General features: G+C 62.0%; 20 protein-coding genes. 18 read left to right on the plus strand and 2 right to left on the minus strand.

The genetic code is table 11. From position 1 onward, the window contains the following. Positions 1-21 precede the first annotated feature (21 nt). Both LDO15_RS16405 and LDO15_RS16410 read left to right on the plus strand, forming a co-directional pair. Positions 22-1,260 carry a bifunctional glycosyltransferase family 2/GtrA family protein gene (locus LDO15_RS16405; protein ID WP_223980161.1) on the plus strand — a complete coding sequence of 413 codons (1,239 nt, stop codon included), beginning with the start codon at positions 22-24 and terminating at the stop codon, positions 1,258-1,260. Next, complete coding sequence (locus tag LDO15_RS16410) at positions 1,257-3,185, plus strand: glycosyltransferase family 39 protein (protein WP_223980163.1); 1,929 nt, start codon at positions 1,257-1,259, stop codon at positions 3,183-3,185. The genes LDO15_RS16405 and LDO15_RS16410 overlap by 4 nt, the downstream gene beginning before the upstream one ends. A gap of 169 nt (positions 3,186-3,354) precedes the next feature. Here LDO15_RS16410 and rpsI read toward each other — a convergent pair whose 3' ends face one another. Together rpsI and rplM are read right to left on the minus strand one after the other, a co-directional pair. After that, entirely contained in the window at positions 3,355-3,864 is a 510-nt protein-coding gene (gene rpsI / locus LDO15_RS16415) for a 30S ribosomal protein S9 (RefSeq protein WP_223980164.1), read from the minus strand. A gap of 36 nt (positions 3,865-3,900) precedes the next feature. Beyond that, positions 3,901-4,344 carry a 50S ribosomal protein L13 gene (rplM, locus tag LDO15_RS16420; protein ID WP_015937805.1) on the minus strand — a complete coding sequence of 148 codons (444 nt, stop codon included), beginning with the start codon at positions 4,342-4,344 and terminating at the stop codon, positions 3,901-3,903. A 317-nt stretch (positions 4,345-4,661) separates the two neighbouring features. On the opposite strand from rplM, the gene LDO15_RS16425 reads away from it, so the two are divergent. From LDO15_RS16425 to LDO15_RS16500, 16 genes are all read left to right on the plus strand, one after another. Further along, positions 4,662-5,363, plus strand: a complete 702-nt coding sequence (locus LDO15_RS16425; protein ID WP_223980165.1) for an A24 family peptidase — start codon at positions 4,662-4,664, stop codon at positions 5,361-5,363. Positions 5,364-5,633: 270 nt separating this feature from the next. Continuing rightward, a complete protein-coding gene (locus LDO15_RS16430) occupies positions 5,634-5,825 on the plus strand; it encodes a Flp family type IVb pilin (RefSeq protein WP_223980166.1) in 192 nt (63 codons plus the stop codon). Positions 5,826-5,950: 125 nt separating this feature from the next. Further along, entirely contained in the window at positions 5,951-6,154 is a 204-nt protein-coding gene (locus LDO15_RS16435; protein ID WP_346655966.1) for a Flp family type IVb pilin, read from the plus strand. Positions 6,155-6,228: 74 nt separating this feature from the next. Beyond that, entirely contained in the window at positions 6,229-6,597 is a 369-nt protein-coding gene (locus tag LDO15_RS16440; RefSeq protein ID WP_263428224.1) for a TadE family protein, read from the plus strand. After that, the gene (locus LDO15_RS16445) at positions 6,585-7,619 is read left to right on the plus strand and encodes a TadE/TadG family type IV pilus assembly protein (protein ID WP_223980168.1); all 1,035 of its coding nucleotides are present in this window, start codon (positions 6,585-6,587) and stop codon (positions 7,617-7,619) included. The genes LDO15_RS16440 and LDO15_RS16445 overlap by 13 nt, the downstream gene beginning before the upstream one ends. Before the next feature lie 48 nt (positions 7,620-7,667). Beyond that, positions 7,668-8,417, plus strand: a complete 750-nt coding sequence (cpaB, locus tag LDO15_RS16450; protein WP_223980169.1) for a Flp pilus assembly protein CpaB — start codon at positions 7,668-7,670, stop codon at positions 8,415-8,417. Next, complete coding sequence (locus LDO15_RS16455) at positions 8,414-9,607, plus strand: AAA family ATPase (protein ID WP_223980170.1); 1,194 nt, start codon at positions 8,414-8,416, stop codon at positions 9,605-9,607. Before cpaB ends, LDO15_RS16455 begins: the two co-directional genes overlap by 4 nt. Further along, on the plus strand, positions 9,607-11,061 hold the full coding sequence (locus LDO15_RS16460) for a CpaF family protein (protein WP_223980172.1): 1,455 nt from the start codon (positions 9,607-9,609) through the stop codon (positions 11,059-11,061). Before LDO15_RS16455 ends, LDO15_RS16460 begins: the two co-directional genes overlap by 1 nt. Beyond that, positions 11,058-12,005, plus strand: a complete 948-nt coding sequence (locus LDO15_RS16465; protein WP_223980174.1) for a type II secretion system F family protein — start codon at positions 11,058-11,060, stop codon at positions 12,003-12,005. Before LDO15_RS16460 ends, LDO15_RS16465 begins: the two co-directional genes overlap by 4 nt. 10 nt (positions 12,006-12,015) lie before the next feature. Then, positions 12,016-12,906, plus strand: a complete 891-nt coding sequence (locus LDO15_RS16470) for a type II secretion system F family protein (RefSeq protein WP_223980176.1) — start codon at positions 12,016-12,018, stop codon at positions 12,904-12,906. Positions 12,907-13,174: 268 nt separating this feature from the next. Then, complete coding sequence (locus LDO15_RS16475) at positions 13,175-13,384, plus strand: Flp family type IVb pilin (RefSeq protein WP_223980178.1); 210 nt, start codon at positions 13,175-13,177, stop codon at positions 13,382-13,384. 67 nt (positions 13,385-13,451) lie between these two features. After that, on the plus strand, positions 13,452-13,913 hold the full coding sequence (locus tag LDO15_RS16480; protein ID WP_346655967.1) for a TadE/TadG family type IV pilus assembly protein: 462 nt from the start codon (positions 13,452-13,454) through the stop codon (positions 13,911-13,913). Further along, positions 13,901-14,875 carry a TadE/TadG family type IV pilus assembly protein gene (locus LDO15_RS16485; protein ID WP_223980180.1) on the plus strand — a complete coding sequence of 325 codons (975 nt, stop codon included), beginning with the start codon at positions 13,901-13,903 and terminating at the stop codon, positions 14,873-14,875. Before LDO15_RS16480 ends, LDO15_RS16485 begins: the two co-directional genes overlap by 13 nt. Before the next feature lie 2 nt (positions 14,876-14,877). Continuing rightward, positions 14,878-15,648 (plus strand): RcpC/CpaB family pilus assembly protein, encoded by a 771-nt coding sequence (locus tag LDO15_RS16490; RefSeq protein WP_223980182.1) that lies wholly within the window; start codon positions 14,878-14,880, stop codon positions 15,646-15,648. Further along, the gene (locus LDO15_RS16495; protein WP_223980184.1) at positions 15,645-16,838 is read left to right on the plus strand and encodes an AAA family ATPase; all 1,194 of its coding nucleotides are present in this window, start codon (positions 15,645-15,647) and stop codon (positions 16,836-16,838) included. Before LDO15_RS16490 ends, LDO15_RS16495 begins: the two co-directional genes overlap by 4 nt. A gap of 134 nt (positions 16,839-16,972) precedes the next feature. Then, positions 16,973-18,325: a CpaF family protein gene (locus tag LDO15_RS16500; protein WP_223980186.1), complete on the plus strand. Its 1,353-nt coding sequence runs from the start codon at positions 16,973-16,975 to the stop codon at positions 18,323-18,325.

Consider the following 18,325-nt stretch of genomic DNA (forward strand, 5'->3'; position numbering starts at 1 on the left):
TATCCGTTTATGCTTCGTGGCATGAAACCTAGCTCTGGGGGCTTGGCGCTTGAAATTGTAGTACCGGTCTTTAATGAACAGGCCATACTCGAAAAAAGCATCACGAAGCTCGCAAATTACCTGTTGCAAGAAATGACTTCGACGTGGCAAATCACTATCGCGGACAATGCCAGCACGGACAACACTCCGACGATTGCCCGGCGTTTGGCGGAGCAGCTGCCGAACGTGGTTTACCGCCGGCTCGAGGTCAAGGGACGCGGGTTCGCGCTGAGGGACGCTTGGAATGCATCCTCTGCCAAGGTGTTGGCGTATCTCGACGTTGATCTGTCAACGGACCTCGCCGCCCTCCCGCCACTCGTGGCGCCCCTGTTGTCGGGCCATTCGGATGTTTCCATCGGAACCAGACTGGGGCAGAGTTCCCGGGTCAGCCGCGGGCCGAAGCGCGAGTTCATTTCGCGGTCCTACAATTTTCTGCTCAGACGGACCATGCAGGTGCGATTCTCAGATGCCCAATGTGGTTTCAAGGCCATCCGGGCCGAAGTCGCCAAAAGGATCCTTCCCCACATTGAGGACAACGGGTGGTTCTTCGACACGGAGTTGTTGATCATTGCCGAGCGGTCCGGCTTGCGGATCCACGAAATTCCCGTGGACTGGGTTGACGACCCGGACAGCAGAGTGGATATCAGGCAGACGGCCGTGGATGATCTCCGTGGGCTGGTCCGTGTTGCAGGCTCGCTTTTGAAGGGAAGCATTCCGGTTCAGGCAATCTACGCAGAGCTGGGACGTCGGCCCATCGTCCCGCCGGGACGGCCGAGCTTCTTCGGCCAGGTACTGCGGTTCGGTTTGGTGGGCGCGGCTTCAACCATCGCTTTTGCTTTGCTCTATTTGGTCCTTCAGGCACCCTTTGGCGCTCAGCAGGCGAACTTCCTGGCCCTGCTGCTGACTGCCGTCGGAAATACCGCAGCCAACCGCCGGTTCACGTTTGGCATTCGTGGTCCGGCGAGACTCTTCACCCAACAATTTCAAGGACTGGTGGTGTTCCTGTTGGCTTGGACCATTACGTCCTCTTCTCTGACGCTTCTTCATGCCGTCAATGTCGACGCCGCTCCAAGCCACGAACTCCTGGTCCTGACCGGTGCCAACGTTCTCGCCACCCTCCTCAGGTTTGTCCTGCTTCGGGCCTGGGTGTTCGGGGCGCGTCGCGGCAACCAGGGCGGTGCCCGCATATCCAACAGGCCGGCCGAGGAGCCTGCCCTTTGACCCCCGCGCAGGACCGTTCGCTGACGTCCGGGCCCGCCCTCAGCGAGCGGACGCCGGCCGTGGACCCAGGCCTCCTAGCAGAGTGGCCACGCACACTGTTCCACAGCAGCCGGTGGCAGCGGCCCGCCCTGCTGGTCCTGCTCGTGCTCACAGCGGTGCTCTACATGTGGGGCTTGGATCGCAACGGGTGGGCGAACTCCTACTACTCCGCGGCTGCCATGTCTGGCTCCCTCGACTGGACGGCATTTCTCTTTGGCGCCTCCGATCCCGGCAATGCGATCACCGTGGACAAGCCCCCTCTCAGTATCTGGGTCATGTCGCTATCCGTCCGCGCGTTCGGTCTCAGCTCCTGGAGCCTTTTGCTTCCGCAGGCGCTCATGGGCGTAACAGGCGTCTATCTTCTCTACCGAATGGTCCAAAAACGCTTCAATTCGACCGTTGGCCTCCTGGCCGCTGCATTCATGGCCGTCATGCCCGTCTCCACAGTCATGTTCCGGTACAACAATCCTGACGCGCTCCTGACACTGCTCATGATTGGCGTTGCCTTTCTTGCCCTGGAGTCCATCGATCGGGGCCAACTTAGATGGCTGCTTCTGGCCGGTCTGCTCACAGGCCTTGCACTTCTCACGAAACAGCTTCAGGTCCTGCTGCTGCTGCCGTCCGTCGCAGCCGCGTACCTCTTGTACGCACGCGTCCCCGGGCCCAAGCGGTGTCTGCATCTTCTCGCCGCTCTCGGCACGGCCGCGGTGGCAGGCGGCTGGTGGTTCTTGTTGGTTCAAATCACGGACCCGGCCCGGCGGCCGTTCATCGGCGGCTCCCGGCAGAACAGCGTCGTGGAACTCACCTTGGGCTATAACGGGCTCGACCGCCTGACCGGGGAAGACGCCAGCAGGACCACAGCGGCGGGCATCACGGGCGCGGCAGATCATCTCGATGCCGGCTTCCAGCGTTTCCTCCAGCCACAGTTCTCCGGACAGAGCGGGTGGTTCCTCCCGTTGGCTGCGGCGGGTCTCTGCATCGGCCTCTGGTGCATTTTCCGGCGCCGAGTACCCCGCGCCGCAAGTGCGCTCCTCCTGCTGTGCTGCGTGTGGTTCGCCTGCTCCGCTACCGTGCTCGCGTTCATGTCTGGAATCGTGCACCCCTATTACGTCCTGACCGCCGTCCCGCCCATGTGTTGTCTGGCGGCTGTTGCCCTGGTGTATTTTCTGCATGGTCTCGCGGCCCCCCGCACGCGCTGGGCAGCTGTTATCACGCTGACGGCGAGCATGGTCTTTGCCTACGTCACCGCAGCCCGCTCGACGGCGGATTTCCCGGGTTTGCCCTATGTCATGCTGATAATTTGGGGCCTCGCGATCGCTGGGATCCTAATCCCGGCGCCAAGGCCCGCAGCCGCTCGGGCAACCGCGATGGTTCTGCTCGCCGCGTTGTTCCTCGGGCCGGCGCTGTGGTCGCTGAACACCGTTCTGACTCCCCATATTGGGGCCGGAGTGGTTGCTGGGCCCAGCATCCTGGGCATGCGCACCGACGAGCGCAATCGGGCCTCTTCCGACACTCATCCGAGCTACTTGGCCGTCATGTACGGTGATCTACCATCGGCAGGCGTGCTGGAGCGATTGCGCGGCCAGCCGCCTGCCGCGACCTGGGCCGCTGCCGTCGTGGGCGCTGAGACAGCAGCCAACTATCAGCTCGAGTCCGGCCGTGCGGTGCTGCCGCTGGGCGGGTTCGACGGGACGGATCCGTTCCCTACTCTGGAAGAGTTCGAGGTCCTGGTCACGGAGGGACGGGTGCGCTCAGTGGTGATCCAGAATCTGCCGCCGCAGACTCTGGAGGGCCGCGGCGAGTCGGCCAGAATCGTCGAGTGGGTGCGGCAGCGATTCGTTGCCGAAGATGTCGACGGTGCTCAATACTTTCAACTCGCCAAATAGGAGGACCCAAAACAGCGAAAGCCCGCCCCGCCGAGTGGCGGAACGGGCTTTCGTGCAAGCGACAAAGCGCTTGGAAGCGGGATTAGCGCTTGTGGACCCGAGCGCTAAAAAGCGCCGAGGGCCCCAACCGCCGGTCGCGCCAGCGGCCGACGGTTGGGTAGGCGCATTTTTAGCGCTTGGAGTACTGCTGAGCCTTACGGGCCTTCTTGAGACCGGCCTTCTTGCGCTCGATGACACGAGCGTCGCGGCGCAGGTAACCGGCCTTCTTCAGGGTGGCGCGGTTGTTCTCGGTGTCGATCTCGTTCAGCGAACGGGCGATGCCGAGGCGCAGGGCACCGGCCTGGCCGGAGATGCCGCCACCGTGAATACGGGCAATGACGTCATAGGCACCGTCAAGATCGAGGATCTTGAAGGGCTCGTTGACGTCCTGCTGGTGCAGCTTGTTCGGGAAGTAGTTCGCCAGCTCGCGGCCGTTGATGGTCCACTTGCCGGAGCCCGGCACAACGCGAACGCGTGCAACGGCTTCCTTGCGACGGCCAACTGCAGCGCCGGCAACGGTCAGTGCCGGGCGTTCCTTCTTCGGCGCTACTGCTTCCGCAGCACCGCTCTCCGAGGTGTAGCTGGTCAGGTTTTCCTCAGCCTCAACGGCTTCGGTGGTCAGTTCTTCGTTCTGAGCCACGATTCTCCTTGATAAAAAGTTGGTTGGTGGCCAGGACTACTGGGCGACCTGGGTGATTTCGAAAGTCTTGGGCTGCTGGGCGGCGTGGGGGTGCTCTGCACCGCGGTACACCTTCAGCTTGCCCAGCTGCTGTGCAGCAAGGGAGTTCTTCGGGAGCATGCCCTTGATGGCCTTTTCCACGGCGCGAACCGGGTTGGACTCAAGCAGCTCAGCGTAGTTGACGGAGGTCAGGCCGCCCGGGTAACCGGAGTGGCGGTATGCGCGCTTCTGCTCCAGCTTGGCGCCGGTGAGGGCAACCTTTTCAGCGTTGATGATGATGACGAAGTCGCCCATGTCCATGTGGGACGCAAAGGTGGCCTTGTGCTTGCCGCGCAGCAGGATTGCGGTCTGGCTGGCGAGACGACCAAGGACAACGTCGGTGGCGTCAATGACGTGCCACTGGCGGTTGATATCGCCGGGCTTCGGGGTGTACGTACGCACGGTGTTTGCCTCGTTCTTGTTCTGGCGTTCTTGTTTTAGGCGTCACTCTTACGGTGCACCTACTATCTATGCGCTACCGGAACAGAGGTGAGGGCTCTATGTAACCAGTCATCCTGAGGTCTCGAATGTGCACGTTGAGTAGTTATCCTGCAACCGGATTCTCAAGCGGGCACGCACCATCGAGATAGGACACGCACAACGACTACCAAGAATAGCCGACCACGGCCTCTTGGGTCAAAATGGGGTGTCCGATGCTCCTGCGTGCCTTCTCTTGTGCATGCTGTCCCGTGCCGGCCCGTCGCATCCTTGGAGGAACCGTGTCCGCTCCCGCCGCTTCCGGCACCGTCTCACTGCTGTTCGCGCAGCCGGCCGGCTCGTCATCCGAGGCCCTCCTGATTGCCGGCGTCGGCCTCGCCGGGGCATGCCTGTCTGTGCTGGCCGAAGTCCTCATCCGGCGAGCGCTCCCCCGCCTCGGCGATTCCCCCACAGGACGGGCTCGAATTACGACGGCGGCGGCCACCTTCGCGCTGTCCGCCCTGCTGGCCTGGCGCTTCGGGCCGTCACCCGAACTTCCCGCTTATGTCCTGCTGGCGGTGGCCGGCGTGCAGCTGGCGCGGATCGACCTGCTGCACCACTTGCTGCCAAATCGGATGGTCTTGCCCCTGCTCGGTGCCGGGCTAGTGCTGTTGGCTGCCGCCGCGGGAGTGTCGGGCGAAGCGGGAAATCTGTTGCGGGGGGTCGCCGGCGGTTTAATACTCTTCATTTCCTACCTGATTTTGGCTTTGACCAGCCGAAATGGTCTCGGAATGGGGGATGTGAAGCTTGCGGCACCACTGGGCCTGTACTTGGGCTACCTAGGCTGGTCCCACTTGTTCTACGGCGGAGCCCTGGGGTTCGTCGCAGGCGGGGTTGCCTCGCTGATCGTTGTGCTGAAAAACCGCGGAAACAAGCCAAAGGAAGTCGCCTACGGGCCCTCGATGCTGGCGGCGGCCCTGGCCGTCATCGCGCTATTTCCTTAGGTAGCAGCTACCCGTCCACGTGCGGGGATTAAGCAAGACGGCTGACCAAACCAAGTAGTCAGCCACAACCGCTACTTGGAAACTGAGTACACCTCCCATTCCTTGGTAGGTGGTGCGCGGATTTCCCTTCCAAAAGTCGAGTATCGAACCTCATTGCCGTGCCGTTTGCGCCCGTGCAAATGTTGTCCCAACGAACCTCCAGCAAATAGGTAATCGGGGATTTACTGGAATTCGTTTCATATTCAAAACTCTGGAAAAGGAAAAAATAAAATGACTGGTCTCATGGTCTCAATGCTCGCCTTCATCGCCGGCGCCAAGGATCGTCTCTCTTCCGAGAAGGGCGCAACGGCCGTTGAATACGGACTGCTCGTGGCGCTCATCGCAGCCGTAATCATCGGCGTCGTCGTAACGCTCGGTACCCAGATCAACACCGCGTTCACCACTATCTCGGGCAAGCTCTAACGACACTTACAGAAAAGCCCAGGGCGGGGGCGGCGGTAGTTCGGGCATAAGCTCCGCTGCCACCGCTCCGGCCCTGGGTTTTTCGCTTTTCAAGGTAGTGCAAGGTCTCAAGTGTTGGAGGGGTTGTGAAAGGTCTCAGTAGATGTAACTTGGCCCTGCGGCGGACGGCGGGAGCCGGCCGGTGGGGGAAACTTTCAAACGAGGCGGGAGCGACGGCGGTCGAATATGGCCTCTTGGTGGCACTCATCGCCGCAGTGATCATAGGCATTGTCGCGACTCTTGGAGGTCAGCTGGTTCCTGGCTTTCAAACTGTGATCGACGGTCTCTGATGACGGCCCGGCGTCGGGCGGCCGGACGCCCCGGACCCGAAAGGGAAAGGGGCGCGGTCGCAGTTGAGTTCGCGTTGGTTCTGCCGATCTTCCTCGTTCTCGTCCTGGGAATCGTCGAATTCAGCAGGGCGTACAACATCCAGGTGTCTCTCTCAGAGGCTGCCCGGGAGACCGCACGGTATACGGCGATTCACTACGCCGACTCCGGCTTCAGCACGGCTACCGCCCAGGGTGTGGGCGTCAGTGCTGCACCGACTGCCGGCCTGGCGCCCGGGAACATCAGCATCTCCTACTCCGGCGGCGGCGCTTGCGCCGCGGGCGACAGCGTCATAGTCACCGTGAATCTGACCACGCCCTACATGACGGGATTTCCTGCGCTCATCCCGGGCATGCCAGCCAGCCTCAACGTCTCCAGTAAAGGTGTAATGCGATGCGGCGGCTAAAGCACGATGATCCCGAACGCGGTGTCATCGCACCCCTGACCGCGATCCTTATGGTGGCGATGCTTGGAATGGCGGCATTCGCAGTTGATGTCGCAACAATGTACTCCGAACACTCCCAGCTGCAGAACGGTGCGGACTCCGCTGCCTTGGCCATTGCAGAATCCTGCGCCAAAACGCCGACCGCCGCATCTTGTACCGCGCCTATGTCCTACGCAACGGGATTTGCAAATGGCAACGCCCTGGACGGGCATACCAACGTACTCAGTGCCGCGGTTAGTGCCGGCACGGTGAACGTCACAACCCAGGCCCAGGATTCCTCGGGAAACAATCATTTCTCGCTCGTTTTTGCACGTGTACTGGGCATCCAGGTCACCGACATCCAAGCCTCGGCTGAGGCGACGTTTGGTGGTTACTCCCGAGGCAATGTGCTTCCGCTTTCGTTCTCCCACTGCGAGTCGGATCCCGGCTTTACAAAGGGTCTGCAGTTTTTCCCGGAACACGGTAATGCGCTAGCAGACGATCCTGATTATGAATGCATCACGACTTCCTCATCGGGGCTCGAAGTTCCCGGCGGATTCGGCTGGCTGGATCATGACCCGGGGGTCTGCAATGTGACCGTGGACATCCTCAATCCGTGGGTGGGAACCAATACCGGCCAAAACTATGACAGCGACTGCGCCAGCACCCTGAACAAATGGGGGGCCATCCTGGCCGATCCTTCGAAAACCGTGGACATACTCGTACCGATTTTTGACGACGTCCGCGGCACTGGAGCCGGCGCGGAATTCCACATTGAGGCCTTCGCCCAAATATCCCTGCGGGGATGGAATTTGAAAGGTGGCAGTTCGCTGCCCGGGGACTTCATGACTGCGGAGGCAACCACGCTGTCCAAGTCACTGAAGCTCAAGAACAGCGACAACGGAATTTTTGGACGCTTTATCAAGAAGGTCACCCTGGCCGAAGCAGCAACCATGGGCGGCCCCACTACCTACGGAGCGCTGGGGGTCCAACTCTCCAAGTAGCAACGACCACGAAAAACGAGTTCTATTCGGCAAAAGGAGAAAGTCACAGTGAAAACTCGCCTACTGGGAGGCATCGTCGCACTTGTGCTGGCAATTGTTGGCACTCTGCTATTGGTCTCATATGTTCAAGCATCAGAAGCCAGGGCCCAACAGGACCTGCAGCCCGTCGAGGTACTGGTGGTTCAGGAGCAGATCCCGAGGGGATCCGACGTTGACAAGATCAAATCCGCCGTCAAACTGACATCGCTTCCGGCAGCTTCCGTTCCCAACGGAGCCCTCAAGAGCCTCGACGGACTCAATGGCAAGGTCGCCGGTGTTGAGCTGCTGCCCGGAGAGCCCCTGCTGGGTGCCCGGCTGGCCGACCCTGAGAGCCTCTCAGCGCCAGGCTCCGTCCCTGTTCCCAACGGGATGCAGGAAATCTCAGTGCAGCTGGAGGCTCAGCGGGTGGTCGGCGGACGCATCGCTGCCGGCGACACCGTGGGCATCGTCGTCCTCTTCGACAAGGGCGCACTGAAGGACTCTCCCGACGTCGAAACCGGTCAGGAAGTCTTCCACAAGGTCCTGGTGACCAGTGTTCAGCGGTCGACGGCAAAGGCATCAACCGCCAGCGACCCGGCTACGCAGGCGAACACGGAGCTGCCTACGGGACAGCTGATCGTCACGTTTGCCCGCAACGACGCTGATTCCGCGAAAATCGCCTTCGGCGCACACTTTGGGAGCCTGTGGCTCACCAAGGAGCCCTCCACCGCCACCGAGGGCGCACCCGTCGTGGTCAAGAAGCCGGAACTATACCGATGAGCCGCTTCGTACTGATCACTTCAGATCCAGGGTTTGAACGGCGCGTGAGGCAGGCAGCCTCAGGATTGCATGGCACGTTCCACGCGATCGTGGCTGACAACCTCCCCCAAGGTCCCGATGACCTGCTGCGGGTCCTGAGCGGCGACCCGGCGGAAGTCATTCTGCTCGGCCCCGGTTTGCAGACAGAGGACTCCATCCGGCTGGCCAGTCTCTTCGATCTCCAATATCCGGAAATAAGCGTTGTCCTGGTTACCGAAAGTGAGGAGGGCGTCGCCCTCCCCGCAATGCGGGCCGGCATCAGGGATTTGCTCCAGCCGGATTCGGACGTTGACACCATCCGCTCGTTGCTGGAACGGGCAAGTCTTGCAGCAGCCGGCAGGCGCCGTGGACTGGGAAACTCCGTGGAAGGACAGGCCAGAAGCGGCCGGATCATCGCGGTCATGTCGCCCAAGGGCGGGGTCGGCAAGACAACGGTCACCACCAACCTCGCCGTAGGTCTGGGCAAGGAGGCCCCCATGGGCGTCGTGGTGGTCGACCTCGACCTCCAATTCGGCGACGTTGCTTCGGGGCTCATGCTGGAACCGGAGCGGACGCTGGCCGATGCCGTCGTCGGTGCGGCCGTGCTGGACAGCGTTGTGCTGAAGTCCTATTTGACGCTGCATCCCTCAGGCATCTACGCCCTCTGCGCCCCGCTGCGCCCCACTGATGCGGACCAGATATCGGGCGAGCAGGTCGGACGCCTCCTGAGCCAGCTGGCCAACGAATTCAAGTACGTAGTGGTCGATACAGCACCTGGTCTGGGCGAGCATGTCCTGGCCACGCTGGAAATGGCTACCGATGCTGTCTGGGTGTGCGGCATGGACATTCCCAGCATCCGCGGGCTTCGAACTGGATTCGGCATCCTCGCGGAACTCGACCTCGTACCCGAAAACCGCCACGTCGTGCTCAATTTCGCGGATCGACGTACCGGGCTGACGCTGCAAGACGTTGAGGCCACGATCGGTTGTCCCGTGGATGTGGTGCTGCCGCGATCCCGCGCCGTGCCATTTTCGACCAACAAAGGCGCTCCGCTACTCCAAGACGGCACTAGGGATTCGGTGACCAAGGGCCTCCGCCAGCTTGTGGAACGGTTCAGCGCCAACTGGGAGTCTCGCCCCCACAAGAAACTTCACAGAAGGGCAGTAGTCTAATGAACCTCACGAAGCGTTTTGAATCTCTTCGGGGCGGCGGCGGTGGCGACACCGAGGCTGCGACGAATCCGGTTGTTGCAAGCGGACCCTGGTCGGCTGCACCGGCGTTGGCGGCAGAGTCACCGTCTATGGCACCCGAGCCGAAGGTCCTCGGCACAGATGCCAACGAAGCCTTGACCGCCGTCAAAGATCGGGCGGGCACCGCGCTGTACGAACGCATGGGTAGCCGGATCACGGATGCGTCCCTGGACGAGGCCGAGCTGCAAAGCTATGTCAAGGACGAGCTCCGGGCCATCGTGGACGAAGATGAAATTCCGCTGACTGCCCCTGAACGGCACCGTCTCGTACAGGAGATTATGGACGATGTCCTGGGGCTCGGACCGCTCCAGAAGTTCCTGAATGAGACGGCCGTTACGGAAATCATGGTCAATGGGCCGGACAAGGTCTACGTGGAACGTGGCGGGAGGCTGTACCTCACGAACTCCCGCTTCAGTTCGGAAGACCACCTGCGCCGGATCATTGAACGTATCGTCACCAAGGTCGGGCGGCGTATCGATGAGTCGTCCCCCATGGTTGATGCCCGTCTGACCGACGGTTCGCGCGTCAACGCGATCATTCCCCCGCTTGCAGTGAACGGGGCATCGCTGACAATTCGCAAGTTCGGGCAGACACCGTTGACGGTCGACAATCTGATCACGTTCGGAACCCTGACACCGGAGATGGCCGAGCTCCTGCACGCTTGTGTGCAGGCCCGGCTGAACATTCTGGTCTCCGGCGGTACCGGCACCGGAAAGACGACTCTGCTCAATGTTCTCTCGTCCTTCCTGCCGGCCGACGAGCGGATTGTCACCATCGAGGATGCCGTGGAACTCCAGCTGCAGCAGGAGCACGTTGTGCGGCTGGAGAGTCGGCCGCGCAACATTGAAGGCAAAGGCGAGATCTCCATCCGCGACCTGGTCCGGAATTCGCTTCGTATGCGGCCCGACCGGATTGTCATTGGTGAAGTCCGCGGCGGCGAATCCCTCGATATGCTGCAGGCGATGAACACCGGACACGATGGCTCAATTTCCACCGTGCACGCCAACTCTCCCCGCGATGCTATCGCGCGGCTCGAGACTTTGGTGCTTATGGCGGGAATGGACTTGCCGCTGCGGGCAATTCGCGAACAGATTGCATCGGCCATAAACCTCATTGTGCATATTTCGCGACTCAGGGACGGGACGCGCCGCATCACCCACGTCACCGAGGTTCAGGGAATGGAGGGCGATATCGTCACCCTGCAGGACGCGTTCACGTTCGACTACAGCGCCGGCCTTGATGCCAACGGACGGTTCCTCGGCCGCCCCACTGCCACCGGCGTCCGGCCTCGCTTTGCCGACCATTTTGCCGAGCTGGGCATCCAGCTCTCCCCCGCCGTATTCGGCGGCCTGCACATGGGCGGTGGACACCGGTGACCGCCACAAGCCCCATTTTTTTCGCCTTGGGCATCGGCCTTTGCCTCGTGGCACTCGGCATCCTCCTGTTTTCCACCCTGGGCATGGGCAAAGCCGGAATTGCGTTGTCCAGACGGAGGCCCGGAGTCAAGGAAGAAACCTCCCTTCTGACCCGGGTGACGGACCACGCAGTGACCTTCGTGGACCGGAACGTCAGCAAGAATGCCCGCTTCGGTACGAGGGAATCGCTCGAGCAGGCAGGACTGAAGCTCCGCCAGGCTGACTTCATCCTCTTGGTTTGCTGCATCGGTGTCACGGCGAGCCTTGTCGGGTTCATTCTGGGCGGTGTCCTCATGGGTCTGCTGTTCCTCATCGTCACTCCGTTGCTTGCGATGGTTGTCCTGAGGATTCTCGCCAGCCGCAGACGCGCGAAATTTGAGGATCAGCTGGGGGATACGTTGCAGATGCTTGCCGGCGGATTGCGGGCCGGGCACAGCCTTCTGCGGTCGGTGGACGCGGTTGCCCAGGAGGCAGAATCCCCAACGTCCGAGGAATTCGCCCGGCTGGTCAACGAAACACGCCTCGGGCGGGATTTGAAGGACTCGATGCTCGATGCCGCCAAACGCCTCAAGAGCGACGACTTCGACTGGACCGGGCAGGCCATAGAAATCCACCGTGAGGTGGGCGGAGACCTGGCGGAAGTCCTGGACCACGTGGGAGAAACCATCCGGGAACGCTCTGAGATCAAGGGACAGGTCAAGGCTCTGAGCGCCGAGGGGAAACTCTCTGCCTACATCCTGATCGCCCTGCCCGTTGGCATGTTCTTGTATCTCAGTGCAGCGAGCCCAACCTACATGGCCGTTCTGTACTCGAATTTCATCGGCTGGGTAATGGTGGGCATGTCCGTGGTGCTGCTGGCCCTCGGCTCCTGGTGGCTCAGCCGCGTCGTAAAGATCAAGTTCTAGGAGGCTCGTTGTGAGTGTAATGGCGTGGTTATTGGTCGGACTCATCATCGTTCCGATTTCGGCAATGATCTTTTCACTGATCGCAGTCGACCGCGGCGGCCTGGCTGCGGTTCGAGGGAACCTGGGCCGCGGGCTTCGTTTGGCGCAGGAAAGCGCCCCGTCCGCAGAGTCGCGCGGACCGGCGGCACTCGGCGTCCGGATGACTCCCAGGGGCTACGCAGGGTGGCTGGATAAACTGCTTGCCAAGGCAGGACGGCCTGCCGGTATGCCCCTCGAACGTCTGCTCATTGCGAAGCCGGCCCTCGCCTTGGTGGCGGCATTCATCAGCATGCTGTTCCTGGCAAAGTCTCCGACCGGCATCCTTCTCTTGTTAGTGCTTCTCCTGCCGGTGCTCGCCTATTTCGTTCCGGACATTCTGATCCATGGCCGCGGAGCCGAGCGCCAGAAGGCCATCGAGATGGAACTGCCCAACACTCTCGACCAGATGCTGATTTCGGTCGAGGCAGGCTTGGGATTCGAAGCGGCGATGGCACGCGCGGGCCAAAACGGAACGGGCCCGCTGGCGCAAGAACTCGTTCGCACGCTCCAGGATATGCAGGTCGGCCGAAGCCGCAAAGATTCCTATCTGGCCATGGCCGAAAGGTCCGATGTTCCGGACTTGCGGAGCTTTGTTCGGTCCGTGGTGCAAGCAGACACATACGGAATTGCGCTGGCAGGCGTCCTCCGCACCCAGGCGAAGCAGATGCGGGTCAAGCGGCGGCAGCGTGCCGAGGAAAAGGCGATGAAACTGCCCGTCAAGGTTCTTTTCCCCCTCATGTTCTGCATCCTGCCAGTGCTGTTCATCGTTGTCATAGGTCCCGCAGCCATCAATGTGATGAACAACTACATCGGGGCGTTCTAACCCCCGACACCCCGCCCGCTACACAGGGCGCATTCCCATAGACAGGACCCCCTTGGCACCCAGAGCCGAGGGGGTCCGTCATGCGTCCGGGCTTCCGTATCCGCAGTTCAGGCGCAGAATCCGCGCAGAAAATGTGCAGAATATGTGCAGTTTGGGAAGCCTTAGCACAGGATGTGGCAAGCAGCGTAACTTTTGACGAATCGCGTTGCTAGCTTTCTGGCAGAGCTGGCGACTGGCCAGCTTACCGTCGCTCGCTCAGGAGTCTCACATGCTTTCACTTATTGCAACCCTTCAGACCCTCGGCTTCGCCGCTAAGGACCGCCTTCGCAGCGAGAAAGGCGCAACCGCTGTCGAGTACGGCATCATGGTCGCCCTCATCGCCGTCGTCATCATCGTCGCCGTCACTACCTTGGGCGGCCAGATCAACACAGCCTTTACGTCCATCGTTGACGGACTGAAGCCCAAAGTGGCGCCGTAGCCAATCACACCAGCGCAAGGACCACGGGCGGTGCGGTGAAAGGCGGGAGCCTTTCACCGCACCGCCCGTGACTTTCCAGACCTGGCGCATGGTCCAGGACTGGCTAAAGATTCCACAAGAAGAAGGGTCCCAACCCATGCGTGAGCGCTCGGAGCGCGGGGCCGTGGCCGTTGAGTTCGCTCTCCTGGCGCCGGTCCTGATTCTGCTGCTATTTGGCATCACGGAATTCGGCCGGGCCTATAACGTGCAGATTTCACTGTCCAATGCGGCGCGCGAAGGCGCGCGCGTCATGGCAATCAGCAATGACCCTACTGCTGCCCGAAGTGCCGTCCGGGGTGCGCTCGGAACGCTGGTGCCGGTTCTGCCCGATGAAAAAATTGTATTCACGGCGTCCGCCCCCGCCGGCGCCAAGACCTGCTCGGCTGGAGCTCAGATGTCCGTAACGGTCGGCTATACGCTCAGCTCGATGACCGGCATTGCGGGCCCCTTTGCCATGCAGGGCCAAGGAGCCATGCTGTGCGGGGGCTAGGCCGCCGGGGCACCCGTGAGCGTGGCGCGATCAGCGTGATCGTCGCCATTGTGATGGTGTGCCTGCTGGGCTTCGCCGCCCTGGCCGTTGATGTCGGGGTACTTTACGCCGAGCGGGCCCAACTGCAGAACAGCTCGGACGCGGTGGCACTGATGGTGGCCCAGAAGTGCGCCAAGAGTGTCAGTGATCCGGAATGCTCCGCCACATGGCCGCGCCCCACAGATCTCGCCGCCAAATTGGCCAACGGCAATGCCGCGGACGGCATGACCAACATCAAATCCATCGCCCTCGACAAGACCAAGGGGACTGTCTCGGTAGGCTCCGGGGCAAAGGAGACCGGAAGCCCCGCCAACAGCATTTCGCTGTTCTTCGCAAGGGCCCTCGGCATTACCAGCGCCGAGGTGGGTGCCACCTCACGGGCCCAATGGGGGGCCCCGTCCAAGGGAACGGTGATCGTGCCGTTGGCGATCGCCGAATGCAAATTTTCTCCGGACCCCACTTTTGTGCAAGTGCTCACTATGGATGTTAACGGATGCGGCGGGATTCCCGGGGGCTTTGGCTGGATCACCGACGGGAAGGACAGCCTTTGCAGTGTCACGATCAGCGCCGGCGCCTCAAGTGACCCGGGGATCTGGTTCAGCAGCGACACCGGCGCCCCCCGGCCCTCCGTATGCTCATCCGCGGACATCAGTGTCCTAAAGGATCAAACCGTGCTGCTCCCGCTCTACGCCGTCGCCACGGGAACGGGCTCCGGAGGCAAGTATTACGTCAAGGGGTTTGCCGCCTTCCACGTCACCGGCTACCACTTTGCCAGCGACAGCTGGAGTTCCGGCGGGAATATTGCGAACAAGTCCATCCGCGGATACTTCGTCAAATTTGTTTCCCTGTCTCAAGCCCTCGAACTCGGCGGCACCGCGGACTACGGTACGTCCGTCGTCCGTCTCAGCATTGGAGCGCCCTAAGCATGAAGTCCCGACTACTTGCCGGAGTGGCAGCGGTCGTCCTGGCCATCATCGGCGCCATCCTCGTGGTGTCCTACGCCAGCGGCGCGGACGCGCGGGCTGTGAAAAATCTTGATCCCGTAGACGTCCTCGTCGTGGCAAAACCCGTGCCGGCAGGCACCTCCGCAGAGAGTCTGTTGCCCTTCCTGACCAGCCAGAAGCTCCCGGGCACGGCTGTGCCCAAGACCGCGCTGAGCAGTCTGGACGGCCAGGCCGGCAAGGTCACCGCCGTCGGCCTGGTACCGGGCGAGCAGCTCGTTGCGGAGCGTCTGGTCGCCCCGGAAACCATCAAGCCCAGCGGCGTTATAGACGTACCGGCGGGCCTGCAGGAAATCTCCTTCCAGCTCGAGCCCCAACGCGTCGTCGGCGGCCAGCTGACGCCCGGCGATCACATCGGCATCTTCATCTCGCTGAAGAGCGGCGGCATCGCGGCCAGACCCGACACGGAGACGACGCAACTGACGCTCCACAAAGTCCTGCTGACCGCAGTGCAGGGCGCCCCGGTTCCCACTGCAACCCCCCAGCCCTCGGATGGAGGCTCTGCGACGGCCCCGGCAGCGGCCCCCTTGGTTCCCGCCGGGCCGCTGATCCTCACCGTGGCCGTGAACGATGTGGACGCCAGCAAAATCGTCTATGGCAGCGAGTTCGGCACACTCTGGCTGAGCAAGGAACCGCTCGACGCCGTTGACAGCGGCCGCCCTGGAATCATGACGAAACCGGAGGTCTACAAATGAGCCGCTTCGTGCTGATCACGCCCAATACCGACTTCGACGCGCGGGTTCGCCGGGCACTGGCCGGCGGGCTCCCCGGCGGCCTGCAGACTTTCGCCTTTGTTGATCCGTCCGATCCCGGTGCATTGTTCATGAACCTCGACCAGGAGCGCCCCGAGGTGCTGATACTCGGTCCGGACCTGCCGTTCGACGACGCATTGCGGCTGGCCATGGTCTTCGACGTCCAGCTGCCCGAGCTAAGCATTATTTTGGTCAGCGAACCTGATCCCGACTTTCTCTTGCTGGCCATGCGTGCCGGCATCCGGGATTTCCTCAGCCCGACTGCCGATGCTGCCCAGATCCGGGTCCTGCTGGAACGCGCCTGCCAATCTTTTGCCAGCAAATACAGGACCGCAGGCGGTCAACAGCCTGAGGGTTCGAGAGGCCAGGTGATCGGCGTCTTCTCGCCCAAGGGCGGAGTGGGGAAAACGACGATTGCCACCAACATCGCCATAGGGCTCGGGCAAATCGCGCCCATGAGCGTGGTGATCGTTGACCTGGACCTGCAGTTCGGAGATGTGGCCTCGGGTTTGTACCTCCACCCGGAGCACACTGTCACGGACGCCGTCTCTTCCGCAGCGAGCCAGGATTCCCTGGTGCTCAAGGCCTTCCTCACCGTCCACTCCGGCAACATCTATGCGCTGTGCGCCCCGCAAAGTCCAGTGGAAGCGGACTTCGTCACGCCGGAGCAGGTCACGCGAATGTTGCAGCAATTGGCGGAACAGTTCCAGTACGTCATCGTGGACACTGCCCCGGGGCTGCCCGAAATAGGTCTGGCTGCAATGGAGCAATGCACGGACATTGTGTGGGTGACGGCCATGGATGTTCCCAGCATCCGGGGACTCCGGTCCGGCCTCGAAATCCTTGGCCGGCTGGACGTCCTGCCGGAGACGCGCCACGTGGTCCTCAACATGGCAGACTCCAAGGCCGGCCTCAGCGTCCAGGACGTTGAGGCGACCATTGGCGCGCCCGTTGACATCAGCATTCCCCGTTCCAAGGCCGTGGCCTTCTCCACAAACCGGGGAATACCGGTGCTCCAGGACGGCCGAAAAGACCCTGCAGTCAAGGGCCTGCGTCAGCTTGTGGAACGGTTCGATCCGGCATGGCGGGCACGGGCGAAAAAGAAATTGCACCGAAGGGTGGTGGTCCAGTGAAGCTTTCCGAACGGCTTTTGGCCGCTGAGGGTGGGGCCATCCCCGAAATTAAGGCCGCACCCGCCGGCCGCCGCGCCGCTCACGTCGATTCACACTCGGCTGTGGTTCCCTCAACGTTTGAGCAACCGCGACCCATGCAGGCCGCCCCTGCTTTCGAGGAACAGCCAGACGCCCTTCGTTCCACTGACCAACAGCCGGTGGACGCCTTTGCTGCCCTGAAGGAACGCGCCGCCACGGCGCTGTTTGAACGGATGGGCGCCCGCTTCAACGATTCCGCCGTTAAAGAGGAAGACCTCCGTTCGGCCGCACGGGAAGAGCTCATCCGGATCGTCGATGCCGAGCAGGTCCCGCTCTCTGCAGAGGAGCGCTCACGGCTGGTCCGGGACGTGGCAGACGATGTGCTCGGCTACGGCCCCCTGCAGCGGCTCCTCGACGACCCGGCCGTCACGGAAATCATGGTCAATCGGATGGACCAGATTTATGTCGAGCGGCACGGCAAGCTCACGTTTACCGAGTCAAGGTTCAGTTCCGAGGACCACCTTCGCAAGGTCATCGAGCGCATTGTTTCCAAGGTGGGCCGTCGCATCGACGAGTCGTCGCCCCTCGTCGATGCGCGGCTTGAGGACGGGTCCCGCGTCAATGCCGTCATTCCCCCGCTCGCAGTGGGGGGTTCATCCCTGACCATCCGAAAATTCAGCAAGGTGCCGCTAACTGTCCGGAACCTCATCGAGTTCGGCACGCTGACGCCCGAGATGGCAGAACTGCTGGATGCATGCGTGAAGGCCAAGCTCAACATCATCGTTTCTGGCGGTACTGGCACGGGCAAGACCACGCTTCTGAATGTCCTCTCATCATTCCTGCCATCAGACGAGCGCATCGTGACGATCGAGGACGCCGTCGAACTCCAGATCCAGCAGCGGCACGTGGTGCGACTGGAGAGCCGGCCACCGAACACGGAAGGCAAGGGCGAGGTCACCATCCGGGAACTGCTGCGGAACTCCCTGCGCATGCGTCCAGACCGCATCGTGGTGGGTGAGGTCCGTGGTGGCGAATCCCTCGATATGCTCCAAGCCATGAACACGGGTCACGACGGTTCCTTGTCGACTGTCCACTCGAATTCGCCCCGCGACGCCGTCGCCCGTCTGGAGACTTTGGTGCTGATGGCCGGCATGGATCTACCGTTGCGCGCCATTCGGGAGCAGATCGCCTCGGCAGTCAACCTCATTGTGCAGATTTCCCGTCTGCGTGACGGCACCCGCCGGATCACTCACGTCACTGAGGTCCAGGGCATGGAAGGGGACATCGTCACGCTCCAGGATGCCTTCGTCTTCGACTACTCCGCCGGTGTGGACGCACACGGTCGTTTTCTCGGCAAGCCAGTGCCCACCGGGATCCGTCCCCGGTTCATTGACCGGTTCGAGGACCTGGGCATCCATGTCTCCCCTAGCGTGTTCGCCGCTCCCCCGGCTTCGGCCCTGAGACCGTGA

It is taken from the genome of Arthrobacter sp. NicSoilB8 (genome assembly GCF_019977355.1).
GTDB lineage: Bacteria > Actinomycetota > Actinomycetes > Actinomycetales > Micrococcaceae > Arthrobacter.

Coding starts and splice junctions, on each gene's coding strand:
- LDO15_RS16445 (WP_223980168.1), top strand. CDS start 6,585: ATGCGGCGGCTAAAGCACGATGATCCCGAACGCGGTGTCATCGCACCC.
- LDO15_RS16490 (WP_223980182.1), top strand. CDS start 14,878: ATGAAGTCCCGACTACTTGCCGGAGTGGCAGCGGTCGTCCTGGCCATC.
- LDO15_RS16455 (WP_223980170.1), top strand. CDS start 8,414: ATGAGCCGCTTCGTACTGATCACTTCAGATCCAGGGTTTGAACGGCGC.
- LDO15_RS16405 (WP_223980161.1), top strand. CDS start 22: ATGAAACCTAGCTCTGGGGGCTTGGCGCTTGAAATTGTAGTACCGGTC.
- LDO15_RS16500 (WP_223980186.1), top strand. CDS start 16,973: ATGCAGGCCGCCCCTGCTTTCGAGGAACAGCCAGACGCCCTTCGTTCC.
- LDO15_RS16495 (WP_223980184.1), top strand. CDS start 15,645: ATGAGCCGCTTCGTGCTGATCACGCCCAATACCGACTTCGACGCGCGG.
- LDO15_RS16460 (WP_223980172.1), top strand. CDS start 9,607: ATGAACCTCACGAAGCGTTTTGAATCTCTTCGGGGCGGCGGCGGTGGC.
- LDO15_RS16430 (WP_223980166.1), top strand. CDS start 5,634: ATGACTGGTCTCATGGTCTCAATGCTCGCCTTCATCGCCGGCGCCAAG.
- LDO15_RS16475 (WP_223980178.1), top strand. CDS start 13,175: ATGCTTTCACTTATTGCAACCCTTCAGACCCTCGGCTTCGCCGCTAAG.